The following is a 25629-nucleotide window of genomic DNA, read 5'->3' as shown; positions in this document are numbered from 1 at the left end:
ACTGTTTTCCCACCACGGAACCAGGAGTCCGCATGACCACCACCGAGATGCCCGCCGTGCACGAGTGCACCGTCAGCGGTTGTTCCTACAACCACGACGGCTGCCACGCGTTCGCCATCACCGTCGGCGGCGACAACGGGTCCGCCGACTGCGGCACGTTCGTCCCGCTGAACACCAAGGGCGGCCTCGACCGCGTCGTCGCGCAGGTCGGCGCCTGCTCCCGGGTGGACTGCCGGCACAACTCCGCCCTCGAGTGCACCGCGCCCAGTGTCCGCGTCGGCGCCGGCGAGGGCGGGCACACGGCGAACTGCCTGACCTACGAGCGGTAGCGATCCCGGCCGGAGGGGGCGTCCCCTCCGGCCGGTGCGAATTCCAGCGCCGTCCGGCCGTCCGACACCGGGGTCGTACCGCGCAGCGAGAGACCGCTTTCGGCGGCCAGCGCGGTGAGCCGGCCGACCGTCCGTTCACGACCGCCGAAGCACATCAGCATGAACAGGTCGATCGCCGTGTCCGCGCCCTGGTCGCGCACCGGTTCGACGACCACCACGGTGGCGGCCGGCGCCGCGGCCCGGCGGCAGCTCTCGAGGATGCGGCGGGCGTGGGTGTCGTCCCAGTCGTGCAGGATGTCCGACAGCAGGTAGGCGTCCGCGCCGGCCGGGAGCGGGTCGAAGAAGCTGCCCGGCACCGCGCCGGCCCGGTCGCCGAGCCCGGCCGCCGCGAACCGCTCCGCCGCGGCCGCCGCCGAGGGCGCCAGGTCCAGCACGTCGCCGCGGACGTCGGGGTGGGCGCGCAGGATCGCTTCGAGCACCGTCCCGTCGCCACCGCCGACGTCGAGGATCCGGGGGAAGCGGCTCCAGTCGAAGCGCTCGGCGATCTGCGGTGCCTGCACCCGGAAGCGCCAGCGCATCTGGGCGTCGAACGAGCGCCGCAGGGCCGGCTGCGCGTCGATGTCCGCCCAGAACTCCCGCCCGTAGCGGTGGACGTAGGCCGGCTCGCCGGTGGTGATCGTCCCCAGCAGGTCCGCGAACGCGAGTTCGGCGCGCCCGCCCGCGGCGCCGATGTCGAGCAGCGGCTTGACCCCCTCCGGCGCGTCCTCCCGCAGCTGCGCGCCGAGTTCGGTGGGCCGGTAACGGCCGTCCGTCACCGCGAAGACGCCGATCGCCACGAGGTGGTCGAGCAGGCACTCCAGGGCCGGTGCGGAGGTACCGGTTTCCGCGGCGAGCTGCGCCGCTGTCGCGCCCGCGTCGCCCGCGCGTTCGGCCAGGCTGAGCGTCGCGGCCACCCGGATGGCCATCGGGGTGGCCAGACCGGCCATCGCGAGGATGTTCACCGGCTCCAGGTTAGCCAGTCCGCCCGGCCGGGGCGGGTCAGTCGGACCAGCCGACGAGGCCCGCCCAGTGGAAGTTCGAGTACCCGCAGCCGATCCAGGTGACGAGGTAGCCCTCGGCCATCTTCTGCTGCGCGAGCTGGGAACCGGCCGCTTCGCACTGCGCCTGGGTCGAGCCGGTGACGGTCTGCTGGTAGTACCTCGTCGCCGCCTGGGCCGGGGTGGCCAGGAGCGCGGCGGTGACGCCGATGACGGCCAAGCCCGTGGTCAGAGTCTTCACCATGCGGACATCGAAACACCGCGGGCGGCGGTTCGTGGTGGGCAATTTTGCCGGACGTGGCATCATGACGTGCCCGATCGGCGAGCCGAACGGAAGGCTGAGCAAGTGGACGCTTTACCGAACGGTGGAACGCGGAGTGACCCGTCGATCCGGGACATGCTGGCGGTGAACCTGCGTGCGGCCCGGGTTTCGCGCGAGCTGTCGCTGTCCGAGCTGTCCCGGCGCTCGGGAATCGGCAAGGCGACGCTCTCGCAGCTCGAAGCCGGCACCGGCAACCCGACCATCGAGACGGTCTTCAGCCTGTCCCGCGCCCTCGAAGTGGCGATCTCCGACCTGCTCGACCACCGGCCGCGCGGCGGGCTGACCGTCGTGCGGGCGGCCGACGTCGAGGTGCTCAGCGGCGAAGGCGTCGACCTGCGGCCGCTGCGCCGGATCGAGGCCGACAGCAGCGTCTTCGAGGTGTACGACCAGGTCGTGCGGGGGGACGCGCCGCAGCGCTCGCAGGGGCACGTCGGCGTCGAGCACACCGTCGTGCAGACCGGCGGACTGCGGGTCGAGGTGGCCGGCCGGGTCGTCGACCTCGGGCCGGGCGACTACGTGGCGTTCGACGCGCGCGAGCCGCACAGCTACACCGCGCTGGCGGCCCCGGTGCACTCGGTGCTGCTGCTGCAGTACCGCGCGGACGAACGGCTCGACGGCCGCCCGCACCCCGTGCTGCGGGATTGACACCCCTTCGATCGCGGATCTACTCTCCGACCGTTCGCTTTACCGAACGCTGGAGGGTCGATGAACCGAACGCGGGTGGTGGTGATCGGCGCTGGGATCGTCGGCGCGGCGTGCGCCCGGGAACTCCGCCTGGCCGGCTTCGACGTCCTCGTCGTCGACCGCGGCCGGCCCGCGGGCGGTACCACCTCCCACGGTGAAGGCAACCTCCTCGTCTCCGACAAGGGACCGGGCGCGGAGCTGGTGCTCGCCCAGCTGTCGAACCGGCTGTGGCCGCGGCTGGTCGAAGAAATCGCCGCCGAAGACCCGCGTGCGGCGGCCGCGGCGGAGTTCGACGCCAAGGGCGGCATCGTCGTCGCCACCACCGAAGCCGGCGCCCGCGCGCTGACCGCGTTCGCCGAGGGGCAGACCGCCGCCGGGGTGCGCACCGAGCAGCTGTCGGCGGCCGAGGTCGCGGCGGCCGAACCCGCGCTGACCCGCGAAGTGGCTGCGGCCGTCCGCTACCCGGAGGACGCGCAGGTGCAGCCGGCCGGCGCGGCGCTGGCCCTGCTGGGCTCGGCGCTCGCTCACGGCGCCCGGCTGCGCGTCGACACCGAAGTGACCGGCGCCCGCGTCGAAGGCGGCCGGCTCACCGGGGTCCGCGTCCCCGGCGAAGTCCTCGACGCCGACGTCGTCGTGAACGCGGCGGGCCCGTGGGCCGGGGAGGTCTCGGCGCGGCTCGGCGCGCCCATCGCCGTCCGGCCGCGCCGCGGCGAGGTGCTGGTGACCACCCCGATGCCCGGTGTGGTGCGGCACAAGGTCTACGACGCCGACTACGTCGGGGCGGTCGGCACCGGCAGCGGCGACCTCCAGACGTCCGCGGTCGTCGAGTCGACGCGGGGCGGCACCGTGCTGATCGGCTCGTCCCGCCGCCGGGTCGGGTTCGACGACGCGATCCGGCCGGACGTCCTGGGCGCCGTCGCGGCCAAGGCCGTCCGGCTGTTCCCGGCGCTCGCCGACGCGGCGGTGATGCGGGCCTACGGCGGGTTCCGGCCCTATGTGGACGATCACCTGCCGGTGCTCGGCGAGGACCCGCGGCTGGGAAACCTCTGGCACGCAACGGGACACGAGGGCGCGGGCATCGGCCTCAGCGCCGGCACCGCGCGGCTGCTGCGGGAGCTGCTGACCGGGGCGGAGCCGTCGATGCCGGTCGGGGAGTTCACCGTGGACCGCCCGGCGGTGGTCGCGTGAGCATCGAAATCACCGTCGACGGCGAACCCGTGCCGGGCGTCGAAGGCCAGACCGTCGCGGGCGTTCTGCTGGCGGCCGGGCGGAAGTCGTGGCGCACCACGCGTTCCGGCGCGCCGCGCGGGGTGTTCTGCGGGATCGGTGCCTGCTTCGACTGCCTGCTGACCGTGAACGGCGTCCCCGACGTCCGCGCCTGCCGCCGCCGCGCCGCCGACGGCGACGAGATCCGCACCCAGTCCCGGGCGGACGCGTGACGCGGGTGGTCGTCGTCGGCGCCGGGCCCGCCGGGCTCGCGGCCGCCGCGCACGCGGTGCGGGCCGGCGCCGGCGTCACGATCCTGGACCAGTCCGACGCGCCGGGCGGGCAGTACCACCGGCAGCCGCCGGGGGCACCGCACGGTTTCGAGGCGGTGCTGAGCCGGTGCACGTGGTGGCCGGAAAGCACGGTGTGGGCGGTCGACGGCAAGCGCGTCCACGTCCTGCGCGGCCCGGCGGACGGCACCGGACGGCAGCGCCACGTCCTCGAGCCCGACGCGCTGGTCCTCGCCACCGGCGCGCACGACCGCACGCTGCCCTTCCCCGGCTGGCAGCTGCCCGGCGTCTTCACCGCGGGCGCCGCGCAGGCGCTGGCGAAGGGGGACCGGGTGGCCGTCGGCAAGCGGGTGCTGGTCGCCGGGGCCGGGCCGTTCCTGCTGCCGGTCGCCGAGTCCCTCCTGGCCGTCGGGGCGGGCGTTCTCGCTGTCCTGGAAGCGAACCCGGCCTCGACCGTCCGGAAAGGATGGTCGTGGCGGGACGCGCGCAAGGCGGGGGAGCTGGCCCGGTACGCGGCCGCGCTGGCCCGGCACCGGGTGCCTTACCACCTGGGCCGCACGGTCGTCGAAGCCCGCGGGGACGACCGCGTCCGCGAAGCCGTGACCGCCCGCCTGCGCGCGGACTGGTCGGTCGTCCCCGGCACCGAACGGACCTACGAGGTCGACGCGGTCTGCGTCGGGCACGGGTTCGCGTCCCAGCCCGAACTGGCCGTCGCGGCCGGGTGCGCGCTCGACGGCGGGTTCGTCCGCGTCGGCGACGACCAGCGCACCAGCGTCGCGGGGGTGTTCGCCGCGGGCGAGCTCACCGGCATCGGCGGTGCGGTGGCCGCGGCGGCCGAAGGCGCGGTCGCCGGGTGCGCCGCCGCCGGGGGCGTGCCGGACCGCGCGCTGCTGCGCGAGCGGGACCGCACGCGGGCGTTCGCCGCCCGCCTGGCCGCCGCCCACCCGATCGGCGCGGCCTGGCCGGGGTGGCTGCGCGAGGACACGATCGTCTGCCGGTGCGAGGAAACGACCGCCGGCGAACTCACGCGCGCGGCCGGCGACCCGGCCGCACCCGGGCCGCACGCGCTCAAGCTCGGCACCCGCGCCGGCCTCGGCCCCTGCCAGGGCCGGATGTGCGGCGCCGCCGTCAGCGCGCTCTGCGGCACCGCCGAGCGCCACCACCGTCCGATCGCCCAGCCGATCCGCCTGGGCGAGCTCGCCGACGCGAAGGAGATCGAGGCATGAGTGAGCCTGCGAACGAATCATCCAACACTGCGCTTGGGGTTCTGGCCACGCCGGGCGTCAGCGAGGCGCGCGCATGAACACCCGTGACCTCGGGGGCGTGGTCGTCGCCGCCGCCCTGCCCTACCGGGAGGACGACCGCGCGCCCGCCGGGCTGGCCGTCGACTACGACGCCTACGCCGAGCACTGCCGGTGGCTGGTGGAAAACGGCTGCCGCGGGGTCGGCCCGAACGGGTCGCTCGGCGAGTACTCCTCGCTCACCGACGAGGAACGCCGCCGCGTCGCGCGCACCGCGATCGAGGCCGTGGGGGATGACGGGATCGTCGTCGCCGGGGTGCACGGTCCCGGCGCGCACCAGGCCCGGTACTGGGCCGAGGCGGCGGCCGAGGACGGCGCGCACGGCGTGCTGTGCCTGCCGCCGACGCTCTACCGCGCCAACCGCGGCGAGGTGCTCGCCCACTTCGAAGCCGTCGCTTCGGCGGGGCTGCCGGTGATGGTCTACAACAACCCCTTCGACACCAAGGTCGACCTCACCCCGGACCTGCTGGCCGAGATCGCGCAGATCGACAACGTGGTGGCGGTCAAGGAGTTCTCCGGCGACGTCCGGCGCGTGCTCGAGATCCGGGAACGCGCGCCCGGGCTGGCCGTCATCAGCGGTGCCGACGACGTCGTCCTGGAAAGCCTGCTGATGGGCGCCACCGGCTGGTTCGCCGGGTTCCCCAACGTCTTCCCGGCCGAGTCGGCGCGCCTGTTCGAACTCGCCACGGCGGGTAAGCTCGACGAGGCCAGGGCGCTGTACGAGCCGCTGGTGGCCGCGTTCCGCTGGGACTCGCGCACCGAGTTCGTGCAGGCGATCAAGCTCGGGATGGACATGGTGGGGCGGCGCGGCGGCCCGTGCCGCCCGCCGCGGGGGCCGCTCTCGGACATCCACCGCGAGCAGGTCCGCGCGGACATGGGCCGCGCGCTGGCCGCGCTGGGGGTGGCGTGATGCGGTCCTCGCGCGCGATCACGGCGGTCGATTCGCACACCGAAGGCATGCCGACGCGGGTGGTGACCGGCGGCGTCGCCCCGATCCCGGGCGCCACGATGGGCGAGCGCCGCCGGTACTTCATGGCGAACCTCGACCACATCCGGCAGTTCCTGGTGCACGAGCCGCGCGGGCACTCCGCGATGAGCGGCGCGATCCTGCAGCCGCCCTGCCGCGCCGACGCCGACTGGGGCGTGGTCTACATCGAGGTGTCCGGCTGCCTGCCGATGTGCGGCCACGGCACGATCGGCGTCGCGACGGTGCTGGTGGAGACCGGCATGGTCGAGGTGACCGAGCCGGTGACCGTGGTGCGCCTGGACACCCCGGCGGGGCTGGTGCACGCCGAGGTCACCGTCCGCGACGGGCGCGCCGAGCGGGTCAAGCTGCGCAACGTCGCGTCGTTCCTCGCCGAGCGCGACGCCGTGGTTTCCGTGCCGGGCCTTGGTGACGTCCGCTACGACCTCGCGTACGGCGGGAACTTCTACGCCATCCTCGAACTGTCCCAAGTGGACATCGCGTTCGACCGGGCCGAAAAGGACCGGATCCTGGGCGCGGGCCTGGAGATCATGGCCGCGATCAACGAGCAGCGGCCCCCGAAGCACCCCGAAGACCCGCTGATCGGCGGCTGCAAGCACGTCCAGTTCCTCGCACCGGGCTCGGACGCGAAGGCTTCGCGCAACGCGATGGCCATCCACCCGGGCTGGTTCGACCGCTCGCCGTGCGGCACCGGCACGTCCGCCCGGATGGCGCAGCTGCACGCCCGCGGCGAGCTCCCGCTGCACACGCCGTTCGAGAACAGCTCGTTCATCGGCACGACGTTCACCGGCGAACTGGTGGCGGAGACCGAGGTGGGCGGGGTGCCGGCGGTGATCCCGGAGTTCTCGGGCCGGGCGTGGATCACCGGCACCGCCACCTACCTGCTGGACCCGACGGACCCCTTCCCGGCGGGCTTCGTGCTCTAAGCGGCGAGCTGGTCGTCGTCCCGGGCGGCCCGGCGAGCGCCGCGCAGCACGCGCAACGCCAGCCGGGGCCGCATCAGGGCCTGCGGCGGGTCGATCAGCCCGGCCACGCGCATGAAGGCGTTCGTCACCTCGGCGTCGAGCGTGGCCGCGGACTGGACGCGGGACACGTAGGCGTTGCCGATGTTCGTCTTCACCGTGCGACGGCCGGTCACGCCCGGGAAGGCGAGGTCGCCGCCCGCGGCGATCTCCCACGGGGCGTCGACCACGCGGGCCGCGTCGGCGAAGAACTCCGCCGGCCGGGGTGCGTGGCCGCGGCCGAGGTGCCGGCGCAACGTCTGGGCCTGCAGCGTCGCCACCGTCATGCCCTGGCCGTACACCGGGTTGAACACGCAGAACGCGTCGCCGACGACGAGGAAGCCGTCCGGCACGCGGGACAGCTGCTCGTAGTGCCGCCGCGTGCTCGCCGGGAAGCGGAAGCACACCGGGTCGGTCAGCGGCTCCGCGTCCGCGATGGCGTCGTGGATGTCCGGCACGGGCAGGGATTTCGCGTACGCCAGGAACTCCCCGGGGTCGGTCGGCGGGTGGTCGCCCAGCAACCCGGTGAGCGACAGCAGGCACTCGCCGCCGCCGAGGGTGTGGAAGAACGCCCCGCGCGGGTGGCCGGGGGTCGCGATCACGTTGATCGACTGCTCTTCGGTGAACGGGTTGGTGCGCAGCCGGTAGCGGCGGCTCGTGTACGCCAGGTCGACCTTGACGCGCTCCTCGGGCACCTCCGGGTAGCCCAGGTCGCGCAGCCACTTGGGGGCCCGCGAGCCGCGGCCGGTGGCGTCGACGACGAGAGCGGCGTCGAGGCGCCGCGGCTCGCTGCCTGCGACGCGCTCCTGCACGTGGACGCCGGTGACCCGGCTCCCGTCGGCCGTCGCGGCGAGGCCCGCGATGTCGTGGCCCTCGACGAACGTCACGTTGGGCAACGCGGCGACGCGGGCCCGCACGTGGTGCTCCAGCACCGGCCGCGCGGCGCCGATGATGAGCAGGCCGGTCGGGCCCGGCCGCAGCCGGTGCCCGTCGACGTACCAGCGCATCCGCGCCGAGACGTCGCCGACCGGGACACCGGCCCCGCGCAGCTCGTCGGTGAGCCCGGGGAACAGCTCCTCCACCGCCTGCTGCCCCCGGGCCAGCAGGCCGTGGGCGTGCCGGCCCTGCGGCACGCTCTGGCGCACCCCGGGCCCGGTGAACCGGTCGCGGTCCACCACCAGCACCTCGCCGTGGACGTCGGCGAGGACGCGGGCCGCGAGCAGCCCCGCGATGCTTCCGCCGAGGACCACGGCGCGCTCTGCGCTTCCGTTGCTCATCCCGGCACCTCCTTAAGGAGCGCGCCTAGGCGGCTCGATAGGTGACACGATTCGAGAAGCGCGACGGCTGTGCGAGCTTCTCCAGCTGGGCGACGACGTCGGTGGGGCTGGGCGCGGTCAGCAGGTCGCCGTAGAGGCGGTCCGCGCCGTGCCGGAAGGATTCGTCGGTGAGGACCCGGGTGACCTGGGCGCGGATCGCCTCGATCGAGGGACGGCTCAGGTCGATCACGTCGCCGGCGCCCGGGCCGGAGACGAACCCGACGGTGGTGGGCGCGACGACGTACCGGGTGGCCGCGATGCCGCCGTCGAGGGCGACCGCAGTGACGTCCTCCTCGAGGAAGTCCACGACGAGCTGCGGCACGCGCGAGGTCGCGGCGGCGATCGTGGTGCCGAACCCGCCGTGGTGGATCAGCGCCGAACAGGTCGGCATCAGCTGGTCGAGGGGGACGTAGTCGACCACCCGCACGTTGTCGGGGATGTGCGAGACCGCGCTCAGCTGCTTCTGGTTGAGCGTCGCGATGACCTCGACGTCCAGGCCGCCCAGCGCTTCGAGCAGCACCTCGACGTACTCCCAGCCGGTGGTCATGTAGTTGCGCATCGACAGCCCGAGCGACAGCGCGACGCGGGGCCGGTCCGGGAGCGGGTAGAGCCAGTCCGGGATGATCTCGGCGTTGGCGTGCGGGATCCAGCGCACCGGGACCATCGTCGTGTCGACCGGCCAGTTGATGGCCGCCGGCATCGGGTTCAGCGTCCACTGCCCGAGCATCGTCTCGCGGTCGACCGGGACGCCGTACTTCTCGGCCATCGGCCGCACGGTCTCGGCCAGCGGGTTCTCGATCGCCGGTGCGCCCGGCCGTCCGGTGATTTCTTCGAACGTGTCGAGGCACCAGCCGACGAAGTCCGGCCCGGTGTACCGGGCGTGCCGGGCCCCCACCGCCCGCGCGGCCACCCCGGCGCCGGCGAAGCACGGGTCCCAGATGACGAGGTCGGGGCGCCAGCCGCGGAAGAACTCGACGAGCCCGTCCATCGCGGGCAGGGAGGTCGCGTCGCCCTGGTAGGGGTTGAAGTCCCACATGGACGGCAGCAGGAACTGGCTGAAGATGTTCCACCGCTCCCGGGCCGCGTCGGGCAGGTCCAGCGCCTCGGTGATCAGCTCGACCTTGGCCCGTTCCTCGGTGTAGGCGTTGCCCGGCCCCATCGGTACGGGCATCGCGTCCTCGTCGCACACGGGGACGAACGGCAGGCCCGAGTTGGTGGCCATGGTGGCGAGCGCCGGGTGCGACACCACGTAGACCTCGTGCCCGGCGGCACGCAGCGCCCAGGCGAGCGGGACCATCGGATACAGGTGGACGGGGTTCGGCCATAAGGCGAACGCGACGCGCATGACGACTCCTTACATCCTATTTGTTCCCAATAGTCGCTACGCCCGATCCGGCGGTCTTCTTCCCGAGTGCGAGACCGTCCTGATCGGACGGTGCCGGGAGCACTGAGCACCCTCGGAGAAGCAATCCGCGGCCCGGTCCGTCATGATCACTGACGAAAGCTGGACAAATGCGACTCTTGCCTCGAACCGGGCTGTGAGGAGGAAGCCGGATGAACGCGAAAGCACCTGAAGGCAAGGTGATCAGCGGGTACGACGCACCCGCACCGAGCTGGGAGCTGGCGGAAAAGGGGCTGGTCCACGGCAACTCCACGTACTGGCTCTCGACCGTGCGCCCGGACGGCCGGCCGCACGTCATGCCGCTGTTCGGCGTCTGGGTCGACGGTTCGATGTACTTCACGTCCAACCCGGGCGCGCGCAAGGCGAAGAACCTCGCGGAGAACCCGCACTGCGTCATCACGGCCACCAGCGACGACCTGGACATCGTCATCGAGGGCAAGGCCGCCAAGGTGACCGACGAGGGCGAGCTCCAGCGGATCGCCGAGGCGTACATCGACAAGTACGGCTGGCCCGTCACCGTCGAGGACGGCGCGTTCACCGCGCCCTTCGGCGCGCCCACCGCGGGACCGCCGCCGTACGAGCTGTACGAAGTCACCGTCAGCACCGTGTTCGGCCTGGGCACCTCGGAGCCCTTCGGGTCCGCGCGCTGGCGTTTCGGGGAGGAGGCGGCATGACCGACGAAACCGAGCGCAGCTGGGCCGACATCCACGGCGCCTGGGGCGACGCGCACGCCGAGCTGTACGACCTGGTGTTCACCAGCCGCGGCAAGAACTACGAGAACGAAGCCGACGACATCACCCGGATCATCCGGTCGCGGCGGCCCGCGGCGGAGAGCCTGCTGGACGTCGCCTGCGGGACGGGCGCCCACCTGGGCCGGTTCGGCAAGGCGTTCGACCACACCGAAGGCGTCGAGCTCGCCGAAGCCATGCGCTCGGTCGCGCGGCGCCGGCTGCCCGACGTCGCCGTGCACCCCGGCGACATGCGCACGTTCGACCTGGGCCGCACCTTCGACGCCGTCGTCTGCCTCGGCAACGCGATCGCCTGCGTGGAGACGCTGGCCGACATGCGGCTCGCCGTCGCCCAGCTGGTGAAGCACCTGGAACCCGGTGGCGTGCTCGTGGTCGAGCCCGGCTGGTTCCCCGAGCAGTTCCTCGACGGGTACGTCGGCGGGCACCTGGTGGAGGAGGAGCGGCGGATCGTCTCGCGCGTCACGCACTCCACCCGCCAGGGCGACAGCGCCCGCGTGGAGATCAAGTTCGTCGTCGCCCAGCCGGACGGCATCCGCGAGTGGACCGACATCTTCCTGATGCAGCTGTTCGCCCGCGAGGAGTACGTGAGCGCGTTCGAAGACGCCGGCTGCGCGGTCGAGTTCGCCGACATCCCGTGGCGGCTCGGCGAGCGCCCGCACAACGCGCCGGGCCTGTTCATCGCCGTGCGCAAGGATTCCTGAACGCCGCGGCGCGGGAAGGCCGGACCTCACCCGAGGTCCGGCCTTCCCGTCAGGCGGCCCGGGCCTGCCCCTCCGTGCACGTCTCCCGGATGATCTCGCAGATGCCCGCGATCTCCACGGCGCCGACGGCCGTCCCGGTCGGCAGCGAAAGCACCCGGCCGCACAACGCTTCCGTGCGCGGCAGCGGCAGCGGCGTGTGCAGCGCCGGGTGGTCGCGGTACGGCGGGATCTGGTGGCAGCCGGGGTGGAAGTAGCGCCGGGCCAGCACGTTGTGCCGGGCCAGCGCGTCGAGCACGGTGTCGCGATCGGCCCTGCTGACGTCGCCGTCGACCTCGATGACGACGTACTGGTAGTTGGCGCGTTCTCCGGGCGCCATTTCGTGCAGGCGCACGCCGTCGAGGCCGGCCAGTCCCGTCCGGTAGAGCCGGTGGTTGCGCCGGTTCGCGGAGACGATCGTCTCCATCGCTTCGAGGGAAGTCAGCCCCATCGCGGCGGACGCCTCGGTCATCCGCCCGTTGATGCCGCACACCACCTGGTCGCGCTCGTCGTTCATCCCCAGGTTGCGCATGGCGCGGGCGCGTTCGGCGAGCTCGTCGTCGTCGGTGACGATGGCCCCGCCTTCGAAGCTGTTCAGGTACTTGGTCGCGTGGAAGCTGAACACCTCGGCGACGCCGAACCCGCCGATCGGCGCGCCGCGGTAGGTGCAGCCGACTGCCTGGGCGGCGTCCAGGATGAGCGGGATGCCGTGCCGCTCCGCTAGTTCGGACAGCCGGTCGATGGCGCACGGCCTGCCGAACACGTGCACGCCGACGATCGCCCGCGTCCGCGGCCCGATCAGGCGGGCGACGTGGGCCGGGTCGGCGTTGGCGGTGTCGTCGACGTCGCAGAACACCGGCGTGGCCCCGATCCAGTGCAGCGCGTGGGCCGTCGCGGGCGAGGTGAACGAGGGGACGACGACCTCGTCGCCCGGCTCGACCCCGGCCGCCTTCGCCGCGATCTGGATGCCGACCGTCGCGTTGCCGACCGGGACGCAGTGCCGGGTCGAGGCGAGTTCGGCGACCCTCGCCTCGAATTCCCGCACCAGCGGGCCGTTGTTGGCCAGCCATTGCCGGTCCAGCGCGCCGCCGAGGCGGTCGAGGAACCGGCTCCGGTCGCCGATGTTCGGACGGCCGACGTGCAGCGGGGTGCTGAACCGCGGCGGTGACTCTGTCATCTGCACTCCTTCCCGGCCGGCCGCGTTCACCGGCAGGCCGGCCGTGTTCCGCGTAGTTGCGCACGGAAGGACTTCTTGGTCCCGTTGATGGCGATCTGACCGTTTTGTGCGCGATAATCCTGCCTCACGTCTTCGCGTTCATCGCCGGTCCGGAAGAGGGTGGGCACATTGGAAGAGGTCAGAGGCCGTGTCGCGGCCGCCGTCGGCACGAGTGCACGACCGGTGCCGCCGAGCACCGTGGAAGCCAGGGAACTGGCCGTGCCCGGGGCGTTCGAGTTCAGCCCGCGGGTGTTCCCGGACGAGCGGGGCCTGTTCGTGTGCCCGTTCCAGGAAGAGGGATTCGTCAAAGCCGTCGGGCACCCGCTGAAGGTGGCGCAGCTGAACCACAGCCGGTCCCGGCGCGGCACGATCCGGGGTCTGCACTACGCCGACGTGCCGCCCGGCCAGGCGAAGTACGTCTACTGCTCGCGAGGGGCGCTGCTGGACGTGGTGGCCGACATCCGCGTCGGTTCCCCGACCTTCGGCGTGGTGGACGCGGTGCGCCTGGACCCGCACGAATTCCGCGCGGTCTACGTGCCGGAGGGCCTCGGCCACGCGATCATGGCCCTCGAGGACGACACGGTGCTGTCCTACCTGTGCACGACCGAGTACGACGCGGGCCGCGAGCACGGCCTCGACCCGCTGGACCCGGACCTGGGCCTGCCGTGGCCGGCCGGCGTCGAGCCGCTGCTCTCGGACAAGGACCGCGCGGCACCCCGGCTGGCCCGGGCGCGGGAAGAGGGGCTGCTGCCGCGGTACGAGGAATGCCTGACGCACTACCGGCGGCTGCGCGAAAATCCGGCGCACGCCTATTCGACATCGGCGCACTGAATTGCGAACATAGTGTCGAAACCGCGTCCGCGCCGCAAAGAAGCCCCAACTGCGCATTTTCGAGGATGCCCGCACCGGCGAACCGGTCGAGGGTTGACGGTATATGCCGGACGCATGAAGGGCTTCTCATGACAACGAACAGCTCGACCCACTCCGGTGAGCGGGCGGGCAGGCGGGAGTGGGTCGGCCTGGCCGTCCTCACCCTTCCGACCCTGCTGCTGGCGCTGGACATGAGCGTGTTGCTCCTGGCGATTCCGCACGTGACCGCGGATTTGCACCCCAGTAGTTCGCAAATGCTGTGGATCATCGACATCTACGGGTTCACCATCGCCGGTCTCCTGGTCACGAGCGGGAACCTCGGCGACCGCATCGGGCACCGGAAACTGCTGATGATCGGCGCGACGCTGTTCAGCGCGGCGTCGGCCGTGGCCGCGTTTTCGACCAGCGCGACGATGCTCATCATCGCCCGGGCCGCGCTCGGGATCGCCGGGTCCACTTTGGTCCCGACCGAGATGGCCCTGATCAGCAACATGTTCCGCGACGCGAAGCAGCGCGGCATGGCGCTCAGCATCTGGACGAGCTGCTTCATGGTCGGCTTGGCGATCGGCCCGCTGGTCGGCGGCGTGATGCTGTCGGCGTTCTGGTGGGGCTCGGTGTTCCTGCTCGGCCTGCCGGTGATGGTGCTGCTGCTCGTCGCCGCGCCGATCCTGCTGCCGCGGTCCGAACCCGCGACGACGGGCGGCAGGCTGGACCTGATCAGCGCCGGGTTGTCGCTGGCCGCGGTCCTGCCGGTGATCTACGGCTTGAAGGAACTGGCCCGCGGCGAGGCGGTGCTCGTGCCGACCATCGTCCTCGTGGTGGGGCTGCTGTTCGGCACGGCGTTCGTCCGGCGGCAGCGCCGGCTCGCCGACCCGCTGCTGGACATCCGCCTGCTCGGCCGGCCCGCCTTCAGCGGCGCGCTCGGCATCCTGCTGCTCGGCGGCTCCACGATCAGCGGCATCCTGCTGCTGTTCAACCAGTACCTGCAGCTCGTGCTCGGCTTGTCGCCGCTGAACTCCGGCCTCTGGCTGATCCCGTACACCGTCGCGATGATGGTCGGGTACATGGTGGCGCCGCCGCTCGCGCAGCGGTTCCGCCCGGCGTTCGTCATCGCGGTGGGGATGGCGATCTCCGCCGCCGGGTTCCTGCTGCTCACGCAGGTTCCGGTGACGAACGGGCTGCCGGTCACGGTGATCGGCACGGTCCTCGCCACCGGCGGGCTCTCCCCGATGGTGGTGCTGGGCATCAACCTGGTGATCGGCTCGGCCCCGCCGGAGAAGGCGGGCGCGGCCGGCGCGATTTCGCAGACCAGCAACGAACTCGGCATCGCGCTCGGGATCGCGCTGTTCGGCAGCATCGCCACCGCCGCCTACCGCGGGCAGATCGAGGTCCCGGCCGGGGTGCCGTCGGACGTCGCCACCGCCGCCAACGGTGGCATCGCCGAGGGCACGGCCGCCGCGCAGAGCCTGTCCGGCCAGGTCGGCACCACGCTGCTCACCTCGGTCCGGGAGGCGTTCACCAGCGGGTTCGCCGTGGCGGCGCTGGTCTGCGCGATTCTCATCGCGCTGCTGGCGACGCTCGCGCTGGTCCTGTTCCGCAACGTCCGCATGGACGGCGAGGAGGCCGCGCCGGCCGACGCCGACATCACGCCGCAGCCGGTGGAGGCCGAAGAGGCCGCCTAGACCGCGATCGCCGGGGGCACACCCCTGCCCCCGGCGATCCCGGCCGGCTAGAGGTCGACGGTGGCGAAGGTGCTCATGCCGTAGTTCTTCGCGTAGCCGTTCTCGACCCCGACCAGGATTTCGGTGATCTCGAAGTACCGGTCCCAGAACGGGGTTTCGCGCAGGGCCTCGATCACCAGCTGGTACGACTGGTGGTCGGCGGCCTCCCACACCCAGACGTCGGTGACGCGCGCGGAGTAGAACTCGGTGTCGAAGAACCGCGAGCGCACCCCCGCCGCCTTTTCCTTGACGACCGGCAGGATCTCGGTCTCGAACGCGTGCACCCGCTGCTCCACCGAGAGACCCAGCCACTCGGGCGTCGTCTTGACGAGCATGAACGCGGTGACTTCCGCTTCGAAGGTCATGACTTCCCCTTTCCGAGGTAGGCGCCGGCTTCGATGTCCTCGACCAGGCCTGGTCCGGACGGCGTCCAGCCGAGGAGCTCCCGCGTGCGGGTGCTCGACGCCGTCATGTCCAGCGCGAAGAACCGGCCGACGAAGCCGAAGTGCCCGTCGACGAGTTCCGGCGCCAGCGACACCACCGGGACATCGAGCGTGCGCCCGACCGCCTCCGCGATTTCGCGGGCTGTGACGGCTTCCTCCGCGACGGCGTGCAGCCGGGACCCGGCCGGGGCGCTTTCGATGCCGAGGCGGACGAGCTCGGCCGCGGCGGGCCGGGCGACCGCGGACCACGCGGTGGTGCCGTCGCCGGGGTAGGCCGACACGCCGTGCTTGCGCGCGACCGCCGTGATCGCGGCCAGGAAGCCGTGGTCGCCGGGGCCGTGCACCGAAGGGGCGAAGCGGACGCTCAGCACCCGGACCCCCTTCTCGGCGTACTCGAGGGCGAGGTTCTCGGCGCCGCCGCGGTGCGAGTCCGGGCCCACCTCGGGGGAGACGTCGGCCTCCGTCGCGGGCCGGCCGCGGACCAGGCCCGAGAGCCCGGCCGCGAGGGCGAACGGCCGGCCGGAGCCCACGAGCGCTTCGGCGAGCGTCTCGACCGCGGCCCGCTCGGCCCGGTTGCTCTCCGCCGGGTTGCCCCAGTCGTGCTTGTTGGCGAGGTGGACGACGGCCTGGGCATCGAGGGCACCGTCGCGGAGCCCGTCGAGGTCGTCGAGGTCGCCACGCCGGACCCGCGCGCCCTTCTTGCCGAGGGCGAGCGCGGCGGCATCCGAGCGGGCGAGGCCGGTGACCTCGTGCCCGGCGCCGAGAAGCTCGTCGACGACCGCCGAGCCGATCCAGCCGGTCGCGCCGGTGACGAACACGTGCATTCTGCTGCTCCTTCTTCGGGATCTCTTGTCGAGATCGAAGTTAGGAGCCGCGGCGGTGTCCGTGCCACGCAACTTCGGCAAGCAGTGTTTGCGTCAGGCGCAAATTCAGCGCGCGACTTCGACGTCGTCCAGTACTCCCAGTGCGTCCGGGACCAGCACGGCCGCGGAGTGATAGGCGGAGACGAGGTATGAGGTGACCGCGCGGTCGCTGGTTCCCATGAGCCGGACGTTGATCCCGGGCTGGTATTCGTCGGGGAGTTCTTTGGGGCGTAACCCGATGACGCCGGCGTCGTCTTCGCCGGTGCGCATGGCGAGGATCGAGGTGGTTCCGGTGTCGGTGACGGGAATTTTGTCGCAGGGCAGGATCGGCACTCCCCGCCAGGTGCAGACCCGTTTCCCGTCCACGACTGTGCTGTCGGGATATATCCGGTGTGCGGTGCAGGCGCGTCCGAAGGCGGCGATGGCGCGGGGGTGGGCGAGGAAGAATTTCGTTTTCCGTCGCCGGCAGAGCAGGTCGTCCATGTCCAGTGGTGTGGGTGGGCCGGTGCGGGTGGTGAGTCGTTGTTTGAGGCCGGCGTTGTGCAGGAGCCCGAAGTCGGTGTTGTTGATCAGGTCGTGTTCTTGCCGTTCCCGCAATGCTTCGACGGTGAGCCGCAGTTGCTGGTGGAGCTGGTTCATCGGCTGGTTGTAGAGGTCGGTGACGCGGTTGTGGACCCGCAGGACGGTTTGGGCGAGGGCGAGGTCGTATTCGCGGGGTGAGGGGTCGTAGTCGACGTAGGTGCCGGCCAGCAGGGGTTCTCCGTCGTGCCCGGCGGAGAGGTCGATCGCGGCTTCGCCTTTGCCGTTGTGGGGTTTGCGGGGCCGTCCGATCGCCTCGGCCACATGGGTCCGCAGGGATTGCAGGCGTCCGTTGAGCCGGGCGTAGGTCGCGGCGGGCAGGGCGAGTGCGGTGACGCGGGTGGCGGCGCGGGCGGTGTATTCCCAGGTGGTGTCGTGGCGGGCGAGGAGGTCGGCGCCGAGGTGGTCGCCGTCGGTGGCGGTGGTGAGGGTGGTGTCGTCGCCGTAGGGGCCGGTGCGGTGGCGGGTGACTTTGCCGTGCGCGATCAGCACGAGCGTGTCCAGGGGGGTGCCTTCGGTGACGAGGGTGGCGCCGGGGTCGTATTCGCGTTGCTCGAACGCCTCCGCCAGTGCTGTCAGTGCGGTTTCGTCGCTGAAGCCGCGCAGGAGTTCCAGTTCGGTGAGTTCGGCGGGGACGACGTGGACGTGGCTGCCGGTGGTGTAGAAGGTGAGTTTGCCGTCGCCGAGGGTGTAGGTGAGGCGCCGGTTGACCCGGTAGCTGCCGGCGGGGACGTCGACCCAGGGTAGCTGGGTCAGTAGCCAGCGTGGGGTGATGGCCCGCATCTGGGGCGGGGTTTTGGTGGTGGTGGCCAGGGTCCGGGCGGCGGCGACCCCGAGGGAGAGCTGCACCGATGGTTCGTCGGTGACGGTCACGGTCAGCCTTCCCGGCCGAGTTCGACGCTGTCGAGCACCGCCAGCGCGTCCGGGACCAGCACCGCGGCGGAGTAGTAGGCGGAGACGAGGTAGGAGATGATGGCCTGTTCGCTGATGCCCATGAACCGCACGTTGAGCCCGGGCTGGTATTCGTCGGGCAGGCCGGTCTGGTGGAGCCCGACGACGCCTTGGGCTTGTTCGCCGGTGCGCATCAGCAGGATGGAGCTGGTGCGGGTGTCGGAGACGGGGATTTTGTTGCAGGGCAGGATCGGGACGCCGCGCCAGGCGGGGACCTGGTGCCCGCCGAGGTCGGTGGAGCCGGGGTAGATGCCGGCTTTGGTGCATTCGCGGCCGAACGCGGCGATGGTGGTGGGGTGGGCGAGGAAGAAGCCGGGGTCTTTCCAGACCAGGGTGAGCAGTTCGTCGAGGTCGTCGGGGGTGGGTGGGCCGGTGCGGGTGGGGATGCGCTGGGAGAAGTCGGCGTTGTGCAGGAGCCCGAAGTCGGTGTTGTTGACCAGTTCGTGTTCCTGGCGTTCGCGCAGGGCTTCGATGGTGAGGCGGAGCTGCTGCTCGATCTGGTTCATCGGCTGGTTGTAGAGGTCGGCGACGCGGGAGTGCACGCGCAGGACGGTCTGGGCGACGGAGAGTTCGTATTCGCGGGGTTGGGCTTCGTAGTCGACGAAGGTGCCGGGCAGGTGGGGTTCGCCGTCGTGGCCGGAGGCGAGGGAGATTTCGGCTTCGCCGTGGTCGTTGCGTGCTGTGGAGCCCTGCGACAGGTAGGCCTGCAGGTGGGCCTGGAGGGTGTCGGCGCGGGAGAGGACGTCGTCGAAGGCGGTGCGGGGGAGGGTGAGGACGGTGCAGGTGGTGACGGCTTTGGCGGTGAATTCCCAGATGCCGTCGGTGTGGGTGAGGGTGGTGTCGCCGAAGTAGTCGCCGTCGGCGAGGGTGGCGAGGGTGGTGTGGTCGCCGTAGGCGCCGGTGCCGATTTTGGTGATTTTGCCGTGGGCGATGAGGAAGACCTGGTCGGCGGGGGAGCCGAATTCGACGAGGGTGTCGCCGGGTTGGTATTCGTGCTGGGTGAAGCGGGTGGCGAGTTCGGTGAGGACGTCTTCGTCGTCGTAGCCGCGTAGGGGGGCGAGTTCGCCGAGTTCGGGGGGGATGACGCGGACGGTGGCGCCGGTGGTGGTGAAGGTGACGCGGCCGTCGCCGACGGCGTAGGAGAGGCGGCGGTTGACGCGGTAGGAGCCGGCTGCGACTTCGACCCAGGGGAGGGCTTTGAGGAGCCAGCGGGTGGAGATGCCTTGCATCTGGGGTACGGACTTGGTCGTGGTGGCCAGTGTCCGGGCGGCGGCGCGGCCGAGGCTCAGTGGTGTCTGTTCGGATTCCACCGGGTCGGTGACAGTCACAGCGAAAACCACCCAATCAGTTCGGAGATTGTCAAGACTGGTAACGGGGATTCGTGGCGTGCCAGGTGAAGCCGCCACCCATCCAGGAGCGGACCCCCACGAGGAAGCGCTGCAGCTCCGGGGACGGCACGGCCATCAGCTCGCGATGGCCGTCTTCGAACTCGTGCACGATCCGGTTGTGCAGCGCGACGGTGGCTTCGACCGCCTCCTCGACCGGGCACCCCCGGTCCGCGGCGATCTGCAGGACCATGTTGCAGACCGGTTTTTCGTCGGCCGCGTCCTTGGCCACCGAGAAGAGATCGTTGACCAGCACCGACGCCGTCCCGGCCCGCATCATCGCCTCACGCACGCGCGGGTCGTAGTAGAACGGCGCGGCCAGCTCGTAGCCGCCGACGGCGTCGACGAGGGTCATCGACGTGTAGAAGCTGTCGTGCTGGCGCGCCGCGAGGTACTCCCACGCCGGTGGGTAGCGGCCGGTGTGGCGCCACGCCGCGTAGGCGTCCCAGCTGACGAACATCGAGAAGGTCGCGTAGCAGACCCGCTGCACGAGCACCGGCGAGCCGTGCCGGCCCAGGTGCTCGATCGCCGAGTGCAACCCGACCAGGATCGGGTCCGCCTGCAGCGCTTCCTCCAGCGGCGGCGTGAACTCCCCGGCCGGCGCGACCGGGTCCATCGCCGCCATCACCAGCGCCAGGCGCGGCGGGAGCTCGGTGGGCGCCGCGCCCAGCTCGCTGTCGTCGGCGTAGTAGTCGTCCGCCGCCCACCACACCGCGTTCAGCTGCGCCGCGACGAGCAGCCGGTCCGGGTCGTCACAGTCGCTGTGGGCCAGCATCGCCAGCCTGCCGAACCCCGCCCCGGCGATCTGCTCCAGGCCCTTGCCGGTGAACCCGCAGTCCCCGGCCCACGCGACCAGCCGCCGGTCGACCTCCGCGGCGAGGGCGTCGTCGACGCGGCCCACCACCGGGCAGTACAGCGGCGACGCGCTGCCGTCACCCCACGGCAGGTACGCGTACGCCGGGTCCTGCCCGGGCGCCGGCGCGAACTGGGTCGCGATCCGGGCCGCCGACGTCCCGAGGCCGAACGGTCCCGCCAGCGCCGAGCCGGGATCGCCGATCGTCCACTGTGGACATTCGGTCATGGTGGTCTCCCTGGGCACCGGTCCGGCTCAGACGCGGTCGGCGGCGATGAGCAGGTAGTGGAAGCTGCCTTCGCGGTAGGCCGTCAGGAACGGGTCCTCGATCCCGGTCGCGACCGACGACTGCGCCCGCAGCTCCCAGTACGGGATCGTCGCCGCGGTCAGGTCGACGACGTTGATCGGCACGAACCCGTTGGCGGACAACGCCTTGAAGTAGTCGCCGCGGGCGTGGATGTTGCAGATGTAGTGCTGGTCGATCTGGCTCACCGCGCGCGACCGGCCGCCGGTGACGTCGTTGTAGCACCCGGTGATGGTCACGTACCGCCCGCCGGGCTTGAGCTGCCGCGCGTGCTCGGCGAACAGGTCGTGCAGGTCCACGTACATCGTGCTCTCGTTGTTCCAGATGCCCTGGAACGCGCCGGTTTCGAAGCCGGTGTCGAGCATGTTGCGCAGGTGGTACCGCACCGAGCCGTCGATCCCGCGCTTGCGCACGTGCTCGTTCGCGAACCCGACCTGCTGCTCCGAAATGGAGATCCCGTCGACCTGGCAGCCGAAGCGCAGATGCGCCATCACGCTCGTGCCGCCGCGCCCGCAGCCGGCGTCCAGCAGCCGGTCGGACGGCGCGATCGGGCCGAGGTGGTCGAGCAGCACCTCCGCCTGCGCGGTCTCGAGCCGGTGCATCTCCGCGATGATCGCTTCGTCGCGCGTGGCCTCGGGCGTCTCGAGGACGGCCGGGTCGTAGTCGCCGATCCCGTAGTGGTGGTGGTACAGACCGTCGACGTCGCCCAGCCGGAGGTTCACCGGGTCCTTTTCCGCGTTCCAGTAGTCGGCGACCGACTGCTGGTAAGCGGTGCGGGCCACGGGCTGGTCGATAGCGGTCATCGAGTAACTCCTCGGTCGGTTTCCTTGGGGGACAAGGAATCGGCCGTCGCCGAGCCGGGCGCGCCGGCTTCGTCCCCTCGGGATCGACGCTAGTGCCGGGAGTTTCACGAGGACAAGGAGCTTCACTCCGGCCACGCGGGCGTTGCCCGTCTGGCCCAGCGATCACCCTGCACGGGGTTGCGCGTGCGCGGCCCCGGACACTCGATCGGGACCCCGTCCACCCCGTCAGAGGGACGGCACGCCACCGTCGGTGTCAGACGATTTCGAGGTTGGCCATCATGCCCATGTCTTCGTGTTCGGCGTTGTGGCAGTGGAAGAGGTACCGCCCGCGGTAGCCGTCGAACCGGGTGACGATCTCGGCCGCCTCGCCCGGCCGCAGCGCGATGGTGTCCTTGAGCCCGCCGTCGTTCGGCAGCGGCGCCCGCCCGCCGCGGGAGCGTACGCGGAACGCGGCGAGGTGGAGGTGGACCGGGTGGTGGACGTCCGCGACGAGCCGCCACACCTCGACGTCGCCGAGCCGCACGGTCACGTCGGTCCGGGCCGGGTCGAACGGCCGCCCGCCGATCACCCAGCCGTGCCCGCCGGGCAGCTGCCCGGCGCTGAAGGAGAACTCGCGCACGCGCACCGGGGAACCCCACGACGGCGAGTCGGTCGACAGCACCGGCGGGACCCGGCTGTCGTCGGCCGCGCGGCGCGCGATCCGGAACGCCATGACGTCGGTGGTGCGCCCGGTACCCAGCCGGTCGAGCAGCCGGACGCGGCCGCCCACCGGCACGCCGGCGAAGTCGACGACCACGTCGTAGCGCTCGGCGGGTGCGATCGGCAGCGACAGGTGGGTGACGGGCGCCGCGAGCAGGCCCTGGTCGGCGCCGATCTGCACCAGCGGGAGCCGGCGCCCGTCGTCGGTGACGGCTTCGAGTTCGTAGTGCCGGGCGTTCGACGCGTTGAGCAGGCGCAGCCGGTACCGGGCCGCGTCGGCTTCGTGCACCGGCCACGGCGCGCCGTTGACCAGGACGACGTCGCCGAGCACGCCGCCCAGGAAGCTCTCCCGCACGCCCGGGGTGTCCCGCAGGGTCGCGTCGACCGACGGGTAGTCGAGCGTGCCGTCCGCGGCGAACGCGCGATCGGTGAGCACCAGCGGGAGTTCGCGCGCCCCGGTGGGCAGGCCGAGCGCTTCTTCGGCGTCGTCGCGGACGATGTGGAGCCCGGCGAGGCCGCGCCAGAGCGCCGGCGCGGTGAAGTCCATCCGGTGGTCGTGGTACCAGAGCAGCGCCGGGCGCTGGTCCAGCGGGAACGTGTAGTCGCGCGTTCCCTCGCTGCGCACCGCCCGCGGGTCGGGCATCGCGTGGTGGTCGCGCCAGCCCGGCGGCAGCACGAGGTCGGTCGGGTAGCCGTCGGACGCGGCCGGCGTGCGCCCGCCGTGCAGGTGCACGACGGTCGGCACCGGGAGTTCGTTGCGGTGGGTCACGGTGACCGGCCGGCCGCGGCGGGATTCGATCGTCGGGCCGGGGAACGTACCGCCGTAGGTCCACATCGGCGTCCGGATCCCGGGCAGGATCTCGAGGTCGGCCACGCGCTGGGTGATCTCGTAGCGGCCCGGCGCGACCGGCTCGAGCACCTCCGGCACGGGCAACGGGACTTCGTACGGCGGCGGGAGCGGGACGGCGCTGCGGAGTTCGGCGCCGGTCACCGGCGGGCGCCGGGCGAAGGTGGCCGCGGTGGCCAGGCCGGTCGCGGCCAGCAGGCCGAACGCGCCGCCGAGGACCCCGCGCCGGGACAGCTCACGCATCGGCGGCCGCCCGCGTCAAGGGCCGCCGCCACACGGCGGCGACCAGCACGACGAGCCCCGCGACGGTCAGCACGCCCAGCGGGAGGTGCAGCCACAAAGCCCCGTCCAGCCCGGCGAAGTACTGGACCGTCTCCGCGGCCGCCACCGCCGTCGTGGCGAGGAACGGCCACGCCCGCCGCAGCCGGAACCACACCACGACCGCGACGACCACCTGCAGGTAGGCGAGCGACGTCACGACGTCCGCGCCGGTCGCGTGCAGGCGCAAGGCGTCGTAGTCGCCGCTGAGGTACACCCCGGCGAACACCGGCTGGCCGGCGATCGCGACGACGTGCACGCTCGCCGCGGTCCGCAGCGCCCAGCCGACCGGCCGCGTTTTCCCTGTGCTGTCCACGGTTCGAAGCTATGACGGTGTGGTTATCGTGTCTAAGATCAATATCGCTATGCCGTTATGACGGGGGAGGCATGACGTGGACCTGGGGACACTGCGGCAGTTCCTCGTGGTGGCCCGGCTGGAGCACCTCAGCCGCGCGGCGGAGGAGCTGCGCGTCGCCCAGCCGTCGCTGAGCCGCACGATCGCGCGCCTGGAGGCGGAGCTGGGCACGCCACTGTTCGACCGGGCGGGCCGGCTCCGGCTGAACGACGCCGGGAAGCTCTTCCGCGGCTACGTCGAGCGTTCGCTGGGTGAGCTGGAGGCGGGCCGCCGCGCGGTCGCGGAGACGACCGGCGAGGGCTACGGGACGGTGCGGCTGGCGTCGGAGTCGTTCCTCACCCTGACCGGTTCGCTCGCGGCGTTCAAGCGGGCCCACCCGGCGGTCGAGGTCGTGCTGCACCAGCTGCCCGCCGACGAGATGGCGCGCGCGTTGCGGACCAAGGAAATCGACCTTTGCGTTGCGTCGCAACCGATCCTGGCCGACGGGCTGGCCGGCGTCGAGCTGCTCGACGAGCCGGTGTGGGTGGCCACGCCGGTCGGGCACCGCTTGGCCGGGCGTGCGTCAGTCCGCGTCGAAGACCTCGCGGACGAGCAGTTCATCACCGCCCGCCGCGGCCACTGGCACCGCCGGCTCCTCGACCGCCTCTTCGCCGCGCGCGACCTCACCCCGAAGATCGTCTTCGAGGGCGACGAACCGGGCGCGATCCAGGAGCTCATCAGCGCGGGCCTGGGCATCGGCCTCAACCCGGCGATGGCCCGGCGCGTCGCACCGCAAGTGCCGGTCGTGTGGATCCCGGTGGACAGCCCCGACTGCCGCCGCACGATCACCCTGTGCTGGGCGGCGGGCACCCGCCTCCCGGCGGCGGCCCGCCTGATGCGGACCGCGCTCACCGAGTGGGAGTGGGACCCGCCCGTCACATGACCCAGGGATTGGGCCGGCAGACGGCACCGTCCGCGCGGACGGCCGTGGCGTTTCCCGGCTCGGCGCGGTTGAGCTGCGCGAGGTAGGTGTTCGACAGCCCGAAGGTCTGCTGCATCATGACCGGCGCGGGCGCCCCGTCGACCGGGCAGCCGACGTGCCCGAGCCCCAGCGCGTGCCCCATTTCGTGGGTGATGGCGTAACGGCGGTACCCGGCGACGTCGCCGTCGTAGGAGTGCGCGCCCCGCAGCCACCGGGCGAGGTTGACGACGATCCGGTGCCGGCGTCCCAGATGGCACGAGGAGTCGTAGGAGATGGTGAACCCGCAGAGGCGCCGGGTGGTTTCGGGGCTGGTGAGGCTGATCCGGACGTCGGGCCGGGCCTCGGGGTCGGTGAGCCGCCGGAAGGAGACTTCACCGAGCCCGACCCAGCCGCGCCGATCGGTGAGGACGGTGTCGACGTCGGTGCCGAAGGTGGGGACGTCGACGCCGCCTTCGGTTTCGACGGTGTAGGTCATGAGTCGGGCTCCGGTACCGGCGGCGGTGGCCGGGCCGGGGAGGACCTGCCAGTCGCCGGAGCCGGTGGGGGTGATCGGCACCCCATCGGGCAGCGCGGCGGGTTCGGGCGCCGGCCGAGCGGTGGTGGCGGTCGTCTGCCGCGGCCAGGCAACGCCGGCGACACGACGGGGTTCGACGGCACGCGGGGTGAGGAGCAAGGCGGCGGAGAGCGCGATGGCGAACACGAGAACGGCGGGCGGCCACCACGCCACGGGGGTTTGCGGTTCTCGGGGTTCCGCCGGCGGGGTTTCGGTTGTGAGGCCTAGGAGCTGGGCCGTGGTCGGGGGAGCGGTGGCCGGCTGCGGAGTCCGTCGCGGTTCGGGGAGGCCGGCCGGGGAGGGGTCGGCGAGAGGCCAGCCCGCCGGGTGTGCGCCAGCGCGTGTCGGTGCTGGAGAGTCAATCGTGCGGAGTTCGGCAGGTAGCCAGTTGGCCGGGCGTGTGTCGGTGTGGGTGGGCGGTGTTGCTGGCCCGGGGAGGTCGGCCGTGCGGAGTTGAGCGGGCAGCCAGTTGGCCGGGCGTGTGTCGCTGTGGGTGGGTAGCGCTGCTGGCTCGGTCGTGCGGGGTTGGGCGGGAGGCTGGTTGGCCGG

26 protein-coding genes are annotated in these 25629 nt (G+C 72.1%); 12 read left to right on the top strand and 14 right to left on the bottom strand.

The window, feature by feature from the left end:
* The first annotated feature begins 32 nt into the window (after nt 1-32).
* Nucleotides 33-329: a DUF1540 domain-containing protein gene (locus MUY14_RS19320; RefSeq protein ID WP_247024404.1), complete on the top strand. Its 297-nt coding sequence runs from the start codon at nt 33-35 to the stop codon at nt 327-329.
* Here MUY14_RS19320 and MUY14_RS19315 read toward each other — a convergent pair.
* Nucleotides 317-1315 (bottom strand): methyltransferase, encoded by a 999-nt coding sequence (locus tag MUY14_RS19315; protein WP_396126859.1) that lies wholly within the window; start codon nt 1313-1315, stop codon nt 317-319. The two genes, MUY14_RS19320 and MUY14_RS19315, sit on opposite strands and share 13 nt — an antisense overlap.
* A gap of 52 nt (nt 1316-1367) precedes the next feature.
* On the bottom strand, nt 1368-1610 hold the full coding sequence (locus tag MUY14_RS19310; RefSeq protein ID WP_247024403.1) for a hypothetical protein: 243 nt from the start codon (nt 1608-1610) through the stop codon (nt 1368-1370).
* A gap of 153 nt (nt 1611-1763) precedes the next feature.
* Between MUY14_RS19310 and MUY14_RS19305 the strand changes: the two genes are divergently transcribed.
* From MUY14_RS19305 to MUY14_RS19280, 6 genes are all read left to right on the top strand, one after another.
* Nucleotides 1764-2333 carry a helix-turn-helix domain-containing protein gene (locus MUY14_RS19305; RefSeq protein ID WP_247024402.1) on the top strand — a complete coding sequence of 190 codons (570 nt, stop codon included), beginning with the start codon at nt 1764-1766 and terminating at the stop codon, nt 2331-2333.
* A 60-nt stretch (nt 2334-2393) separates the two neighbouring features.
* Nucleotides 2394-3560, top strand: coding sequence for an FAD-binding oxidoreductase (locus tag MUY14_RS19300; protein ID WP_247024401.1), 1167 nt, complete (start codon nt 2394-2396; stop codon nt 3558-3560).
* 2 nt (nt 3561-3562) lie between these two features.
* Nucleotides 3563-3811, top strand: a complete 249-nt coding sequence (locus tag MUY14_RS19295; RefSeq protein WP_247025173.1) for a (2Fe-2S)-binding protein — start codon at nt 3563-3565, stop codon at nt 3809-3811.
* Nucleotides 3808-5094 (top strand): NAD(P)/FAD-dependent oxidoreductase, encoded by a 1287-nt coding sequence (locus tag MUY14_RS19290; RefSeq protein ID WP_247024400.1) that lies wholly within the window; start codon nt 3808-3810, stop codon nt 5092-5094. Before MUY14_RS19295 ends, MUY14_RS19290 begins: the two co-directional genes overlap by 4 nt.
* A 73-nt stretch (nt 5095-5167) precedes the next feature.
* On the top strand, nt 5168-6079 hold the full coding sequence (locus MUY14_RS19285; protein WP_247024399.1) for a dihydrodipicolinate synthase family protein: 912 nt from the start codon (nt 5168-5170) through the stop codon (nt 6077-6079).
* The gene (locus MUY14_RS19280; protein WP_247024398.1) at nt 6079-7080 is read left to right on the top strand and encodes a proline racemase family protein; all 1002 of its coding nucleotides are present in this window, start codon (nt 6079-6081) and stop codon (nt 7078-7080) included. Before MUY14_RS19285 ends, MUY14_RS19280 begins: the two co-directional genes overlap by 1 nt.
* On the opposite strand, the gene MUY14_RS19275 is transcribed toward MUY14_RS19280, so the two are convergent.
* Together MUY14_RS19275 and MUY14_RS19270 are read right to left on the bottom strand one after the other, a co-directional pair.
* Nucleotides 7077-8432 carry an NAD(P)/FAD-dependent oxidoreductase gene (locus tag MUY14_RS19275; RefSeq protein WP_247024397.1) on the bottom strand — a complete coding sequence of 452 codons (1356 nt, stop codon included), beginning with the start codon at nt 8430-8432 and terminating at the stop codon, nt 7077-7079. The genes MUY14_RS19280 and MUY14_RS19275 overlap by 4 nt on opposite strands.
* A gap of 25 nt (nt 8433-8457) precedes the next feature.
* Nucleotides 8458-9816, bottom strand: coding sequence for a nucleotide disphospho-sugar-binding domain-containing protein (locus tag MUY14_RS19270; protein WP_247024396.1), 1359 nt, complete (start codon nt 9814-9816; stop codon nt 8458-8460).
* Nucleotides 9817-10025: 209 nt separating this feature from the next.
* Here MUY14_RS19270 and MUY14_RS19265 point away from each other — a divergent pair, with 209 nt between their 5' ends.
* Together MUY14_RS19265 and MUY14_RS19260 are read left to right on the top strand one after the other, a co-directional pair.
* Nucleotides 10026-10547 carry a pyridoxamine 5'-phosphate oxidase family protein gene (locus tag MUY14_RS19265; protein ID WP_247024395.1) on the top strand — a complete coding sequence of 174 codons (522 nt, stop codon included), beginning with the start codon at nt 10026-10028 and terminating at the stop codon, nt 10545-10547.
* Entirely contained in the window at nt 10544-11323 is a 780-nt protein-coding gene (locus tag MUY14_RS19260) for a bifunctional 2-polyprenyl-6-hydroxyphenol methylase/3-demethylubiquinol 3-O-methyltransferase UbiG (protein WP_247024394.1), read from the top strand. Before MUY14_RS19265 ends, MUY14_RS19260 begins: the two co-directional genes overlap by 4 nt.
* Nucleotides 11324-11372: 49 nt before the next feature.
* Here MUY14_RS19260 and MUY14_RS19255 read toward each other — a convergent pair whose 3' ends face one another.
* Nucleotides 11373-12536: an aminotransferase class I/II-fold pyridoxal phosphate-dependent enzyme gene (locus tag MUY14_RS19255; protein ID WP_247024393.1), complete on the bottom strand. Its 1164-nt coding sequence runs from the start codon at nt 12534-12536 to the stop codon at nt 11373-11375.
* A 237-nt stretch (nt 12537-12773) separates the two neighbouring features.
* Here MUY14_RS19255 and MUY14_RS19250 point away from each other — a divergent pair, with 237 nt between their 5' ends.
* Complete coding sequence (locus MUY14_RS19250; protein ID WP_247025172.1) at nt 12774-13406, top strand: dTDP-4-dehydrorhamnose 3,5-epimerase family protein; 633 nt, start codon at nt 12774-12776, stop codon at nt 13404-13406.
* A 128-nt stretch (nt 13407-13534) separates the two neighbouring features.
* Nucleotides 13535-15127, top strand: coding sequence for an MFS transporter (locus MUY14_RS19245; RefSeq protein ID WP_247024392.1), 1593 nt, complete (start codon nt 13535-13537; stop codon nt 15125-15127).
* Between the two features lie 47 nt (nt 15128-15174).
* Here MUY14_RS19245 and MUY14_RS19240 read toward each other — a convergent pair whose 3' ends face one another.
* The 8 genes from MUY14_RS19240 to MUY14_RS19205 all read right to left on the bottom strand — a co-directional run bounded on the left by MUY14_RS19240 (nt 15175) and on the right by MUY14_RS19205 (nt 23527).
* Complete coding sequence (locus tag MUY14_RS19240; RefSeq protein ID WP_247024391.1) at nt 15175-15531, bottom strand: darcynin family protein; 357 nt, start codon at nt 15529-15531, stop codon at nt 15175-15177.
* Entirely contained in the window at nt 15528-16433 is a 906-nt protein-coding gene (locus MUY14_RS19235; RefSeq protein ID WP_247024390.1) for an SDR family oxidoreductase, read from the bottom strand. Before MUY14_RS19235 ends, MUY14_RS19240 begins: the two co-directional genes overlap by 4 nt.
* A gap of 105 nt (nt 16434-16538) precedes the next feature.
* On the bottom strand, nt 16539-17924 hold the full coding sequence (locus MUY14_RS19230) for a family 2B encapsulin nanocompartment shell protein (protein WP_247024389.1): 1386 nt from the start codon (nt 17922-17924) through the stop codon (nt 16539-16541).
* Nucleotides 17925-17926: 2 nt separating this feature from the next.
* Entirely contained in the window at nt 17927-19330 is a 1404-nt protein-coding gene (locus MUY14_RS19225; protein WP_247013828.1) for a family 2B encapsulin nanocompartment shell protein, read from the bottom strand.
* A 31-nt stretch (nt 19331-19361) separates the two neighbouring features.
* On the bottom strand, nt 19362-20468 hold the full coding sequence (locus MUY14_RS19220; RefSeq protein ID WP_247024388.1) for a family 2 encapsulin nanocompartment cargo protein terpene cyclase: 1107 nt from the start codon (nt 20466-20468) through the stop codon (nt 19362-19364).
* 27 nt (nt 20469-20495) lie between these two features.
* The gene (locus MUY14_RS19215; protein WP_247024387.1) at nt 20496-21347 is read right to left on the bottom strand and encodes a geranyl diphosphate 2-C-methyltransferase; all 852 of its coding nucleotides are present in this window, start codon (nt 21345-21347) and stop codon (nt 20496-20498) included.
* Nucleotides 21348-21600: 253 nt separating this feature from the next.
* Nucleotides 21601-23136 (bottom strand): multicopper oxidase family protein, encoded by a 1536-nt coding sequence (locus MUY14_RS19210; protein ID WP_247024386.1) that lies wholly within the window; start codon nt 23134-23136, stop codon nt 21601-21603.
* Nucleotides 23129-23527 (bottom strand): hypothetical protein, encoded by a 399-nt coding sequence (locus MUY14_RS19205; RefSeq protein WP_247024385.1) that lies wholly within the window; start codon nt 23525-23527, stop codon nt 23129-23131. Before MUY14_RS19205 ends, MUY14_RS19210 begins: the two co-directional genes overlap by 8 nt.
* A gap of 76 nt (nt 23528-23603) precedes the next feature.
* Between MUY14_RS19205 and MUY14_RS19200 the strand changes: the two genes are divergently transcribed.
* On the top strand, nt 23604-24488 hold the full coding sequence (locus MUY14_RS19200) for a LysR family transcriptional regulator (protein ID WP_247024384.1): 885 nt from the start codon (nt 23604-23606) through the stop codon (nt 24486-24488).
* Here MUY14_RS19200 and MUY14_RS19195 read toward each other — a convergent pair.
* Nucleotides 24481-25254, bottom strand: coding sequence for a DUF3152 domain-containing protein (locus MUY14_RS19195; protein ID WP_247024383.1), 774 nt, complete (start codon nt 25252-25254; stop codon nt 24481-24483). The genes MUY14_RS19200 and MUY14_RS19195 overlap by 8 nt on opposite strands.
* Nucleotides 25255-25629 lie beyond the last annotated feature (375 nt).

The organism is Amycolatopsis sp. FBCC-B4732, from assembly GCF_023008405.1.
Taxonomy (GTDB): domain Bacteria; phylum Actinomycetota; class Actinomycetes; order Mycobacteriales; family Pseudonocardiaceae; genus Amycolatopsis; species Amycolatopsis pretoriensis_A.
Note: the sequence above shows the minus strand (reverse complement) of the source record. Positions and strands in the feature narration are given on the sequence as shown.

Bases quoted from the DNA above. Each gene is read 5' to 3' on its own strand.
- MUY14_RS19320 (WP_247024404.1), top strand. From the start codon at position 33: ATGACCACCACCGAGATGCCCGCCGTGCACGAGTGCACCGTCAGCGGT.
- MUY14_RS19315 (WP_396126859.1), bottom strand. From the start codon at position 1,315: ATGGCCGGTCTGGCCACCCCGATGGCCATCCGGGTGGCCGCGACGCTC.
- MUY14_RS19310 (WP_247024403.1), bottom strand. From the start codon at position 1,610: ATGGTGAAGACTCTGACCACGGGCTTGGCCGTCATCGGCGTCACCGCC.
- MUY14_RS19305 (WP_247024402.1), top strand. From the start codon at position 1,764: ATGCTGGCGGTGAACCTGCGTGCGGCCCGGGTTTCGCGCGAGCTGTCG.
- MUY14_RS19300 (WP_247024401.1), top strand. From the start codon at position 2,394: ATGAACCGAACGCGGGTGGTGGTGATCGGCGCTGGGATCGTCGGCGCG.
- MUY14_RS19285 (WP_247024399.1), top strand. From the start codon at position 5,168: ATGAACACCCGTGACCTCGGGGGCGTGGTCGTCGCCGCCGCCCTGCCC.
- MUY14_RS19280 (WP_247024398.1), top strand. From the start codon at position 6,079: ATGCGGTCCTCGCGCGCGATCACGGCGGTCGATTCGCACACCGAAGGC.
- MUY14_RS19275 (WP_247024397.1), bottom strand. From the start codon at position 8,432: ATGAGCAACGGAAGCGCAGAGCGCGCCGTGGTCCTCGGCGGAAGCATC.
- MUY14_RS19270 (WP_247024396.1), bottom strand. From the start codon at position 9,816: ATGCGCGTCGCGTTCGCCTTATGGCCGAACCCCGTCCACCTGTATCCG.
- MUY14_RS19265 (WP_247024395.1), top strand. From the start codon at position 10,026: ATGAACGCGAAAGCACCTGAAGGCAAGGTGATCAGCGGGTACGACGCA.
- MUY14_RS19260 (WP_247024394.1), top strand. From the start codon at position 10,544: ATGACCGACGAAACCGAGCGCAGCTGGGCCGACATCCACGGCGCCTGG.
- MUY14_RS19255 (WP_247024393.1), bottom strand. From the start codon at position 12,536: ATGACAGAGTCACCGCCGCGGTTCAGCACCCCGCTGCACGTCGGCCGT.
- MUY14_RS19245 (WP_247024392.1), top strand. From the start codon at position 13,535: ATGACAACGAACAGCTCGACCCACTCCGGTGAGCGGGCGGGCAGGCGG.
- MUY14_RS19240 (WP_247024391.1), bottom strand. From the start codon at position 15,531: ATGACCTTCGAAGCGGAAGTCACCGCGTTCATGCTCGTCAAGACGACG.
- MUY14_RS19235 (WP_247024390.1), bottom strand. From the start codon at position 16,433: ATGCACGTGTTCGTCACCGGCGCGACCGGCTGGATCGGCTCGGCGGTC.
- MUY14_RS19220 (WP_247024388.1), bottom strand. From the start codon at position 20,468: ATGACCGAATGTCCACAGTGGACGATCGGCGATCCCGGCTCGGCGCTG.
- MUY14_RS19215 (WP_247024387.1), bottom strand. From the start codon at position 21,347: ATGACCGCTATCGACCAGCCCGTGGCCCGCACCGCTTACCAGCAGTCG.
- MUY14_RS19210 (WP_247024386.1), bottom strand. From the start codon at position 23,136: ATGCGTGAGCTGTCCCGGCGCGGGGTCCTCGGCGGCGCGTTCGGCCTG.